At 60.0% G+C, this 2851-nt stretch carries 2 protein-coding genes; one reads left to right on the plus strand and one right to left on the minus strand.

What is annotated here, in order from left to right; all coding sequences use genetic code 11:
* The first annotated feature begins 300 nt into the window (after positions 1-300).
* Positions 301-1839 carry a pentapeptide repeat-containing protein gene (locus AB0I03_RS26275; protein WP_360417284.1) on the plus strand — a complete coding sequence of 513 codons (1539 nt, stop codon included), beginning with the start codon at positions 301-303 and terminating at the stop codon, positions 1837-1839.
* 77 nt (positions 1840-1916) lie between these two features.
* Here the strand turns inward: AB0I03_RS26275 and AB0I03_RS26280 are convergent, their stop codons facing one another.
* Complete coding sequence (locus AB0I03_RS26280; RefSeq protein ID WP_360417286.1) at positions 1917-2750, minus strand: transposase family protein; 834 nt, start codon at positions 2748-2750, stop codon at positions 1917-1919.
* Positions 2751-2851 lie beyond the last annotated feature (101 nt).

Consider the following 2851-nt stretch of genomic DNA (forward strand, 5'->3'; position numbering starts at 1 on the left):
TGGAAGCTCATGCAAATGTCTCGTTCGGGTGAAGTCGTGTCTCCGCGGCCGGGTGATCGATGCCGGCGCCCTCACGCCCGGGTCGGTTCACGACGCCAAAGTTCAGGCAATCCGGACTGACGAAGGCCTACGAGATTCATCTGACCGGGGACGGTCCGAGTCTAATCGGCGCGGACGACTGTCATCGCCGACAGGCGCGCCTGTCCATACGCAGAACAGGCCGAAGCCGCCAACTCGCCGAGCGATCACGATCAGCCGACCGCGGAGCGGATGTGCTACCCCGGCGTCTACATTGGGGAGATGCCTTCGCCCCCACCCCCGGCGGCCGACCCCTCCGCGTACAAGCGGTGGTGGCACAGCCCCTGGATCTGGATCGTCCTGAGCGCCGCCGCCTTCATCGCCGGCGCGATGACCCTCTCCTACTTCTTCTTCACCGCTCCCATCCCGGACAGCCCGCCCGACACGACCGGCTTGGATCCGGCAACGGCCACGCGTCAGAATGCAACCGCGGAGCTGGCGATCGCTCGCCTGCGTGCCGATGCCCGCCGCAATACCCTCGCCCTCGGTGGGGGACTCGCCGCCCTCGCCGCCCTCGCCCTGGCGGTGCGTCGCCAGCACCACCACGAGCGAGCCACCGCCGACGCGCGGGCCGAAGAACTGCGCCGTCAAAAGCATCTTGAGGAGAAGGCCGCCGACGAGAAAGCCAGTGAGCAGCGGCGGCAACTGCACCTCGAAGAGGACGCCCTTCAGCGCCGGATCACCGAGTCCCGAGTGAGCGCGGTCGCGCAACTCGGCTCGGACAATCCTGCGGTGCGCATCGGCGGGCTCCATAACCTCGAGCGCATCGGTCAGGTGCACAAGGAACTTCGCCAGGTCGTACTTGATGAGGTCTGCTCTTACCTTCGGCTTCCCTTCACCACATCAACACAGGAATCGAAGGTTTCGCTTCCAGCTCGCCAGTTCGAACCTATTGGTGTTCCATCTGCCGAGGTCGAAACTGATGAGGCCGAGCATGAGGTGCGACTGATCGCCCAGGAGATCTTGCAGCGTCATCTCAATCCCGATGCTAAGCTCCTCTACTGGGATCACTCCCGTTTGAACTTGCGCAATTCCTTCCTTGACACGGTTAAGCTTGGCAAGTGCCAATTGACAAAGGTCGATTTTAGCAATGCGATTTTCACCGGCAAGGCTGACTTTAGGGGCGCTATCTTCACGGGGGAGACTCGTTTTGGTGGCACTACCTTCACGGCCGAAGCGGATTTTAGAGGTACAACTTTCGCGGAAATCGAATTCGAAAACGTGACCTTCTATGGAAGAGCGTATTTCGGTGGTACGAAGTTTACTCGTGATACCAGCTTCAAGAACGTGACTTTTGCTGACGAGGCATTCTTCGTGGGTTCGACCTTCGACCGAGCTGCCGACTTCATGTGCGCAATGTTTAAAGGCAAGACCCAACTCATGGGGGCAACCTTCAACTCGAGAGCGGAGTTCAGGGGGGCAAGTTTCAGTCGCCACACCAGCTTGGTAAATATGACTTTCACCAAGGGCGCAGAATTCGGCCCCGAAACCCACACCAATCTCGAGGGAATCGGAAATGTGATAATTGTTCCTATCCCCTTGGATACGACATTTGCCGATGTACGGTTTCACGGACCAATTCTGGAGGAGGACCTAACCTTGCCTATTCTGCTTCATTATTATCGAGTGCTCATAGATATCGAAATTGCATCACAACTGGCTGACGGCTGGATTTTGGAGCCAGATCCATCGGATTCGAGATGGGGGCGCTTGAGGCGCGAAGCTGAGCCAGAAAACGGACGTGAGGACATGAGACAGTGAGCCTCTTTCCACTCTGATTAGCGTTCGTAGTCGTTATGGACTTTAAACGGCCTTGCCGAAGTGGCTGTCCTGGAAACCTATGAAAAAGCCTTGTCGGAGTGATCTCGGTACATCTGGAGTTTGATCACGGTCTGTAGTGTCCGGTCGGCTTTCGGCAGCGGTCGGCGGTAGCCGGTGGCGAGGATCTTCCATGAGCGCAAGTGAGCGATGCCCTGCTCCACGACCCAGCGGCGGCCGTTAACCTGCCGGTTGAACAGCCGCTCAGCGACGGTCAACTCGCGGTACTCCGGTTTCCGGTACGGCGTCAGCGGGACCACGCCCAGATAGCCAAGGTCGCCGATCAGGCTCGGGCCTTCCCCGGTCGTGTGAATCTCATAGGCCTTCGCCAGTCCGGATTCGTTGAACGCCTTCGCATCGTGGACCGAGCCCACCACTATCCGGCCGGCGTCGATGACTCGCCCCCGCAGATCGGTGATGACCTGCGCATTCATGCCAGGCCTGTGGCGCTTGCCGGAGAAGAGCCCTGCCGGGGCGGTGAGGTCACGGGTGGGTATGAGGAACCCGTCGACCACCAGGTCGGAGCGGACCGCCCGCTCACGGAGGTCCAATGCGAGCTGGTCGAGGCAGGTCGAGACCACCGGTTCCAGCACCTCGACATAGCGCGAGACCGTCGCCTGGGAGATCCGGGACTGCTCGCCGAGCGCTGCCTGAACCGTGTTGTGCCGCAAGTAGATCAAGCAGACTACGATCGCGTCGAACAGCTCCAGGGTCTTACGGCGGCCGGTCTCGGGTTGCCAGGACCCGATTCTCCGATCGACTTCTCGTTCCAACAGCAGCAGTTGCTCGGTGTTCAGGCCGGTCCTATGCTCGAAACGCGGCAGCGGTCGCTCTTTGATGCTCTGGGTCGTCACAACCTCAAGGAATCCACGAGCCCGCTGCCGCTCACCATCGGTAATCAGGGCAACGAAGACACGACTTCACCCGAACGAGACATTTGCATGAGCTTCCTGGT

This window comes from Glycomyces sp. NPDC021274, from assembly GCF_040641195.1.
In the GTDB taxonomy this organism is placed as follows: domain Bacteria; phylum Actinomycetota; class Actinomycetes; order Mycobacteriales; family Micromonosporaceae; genus Glycomyces.

Bases quoted from the DNA above. Each gene is read 5' to 3' on its own strand.
- AB0I03_RS26275 (WP_360417284.1), top strand. From the start codon at position 301: ATGCCTTCGCCCCCACCCCCGGCGGCCGACCCCTCCGCGTACAAGCGG.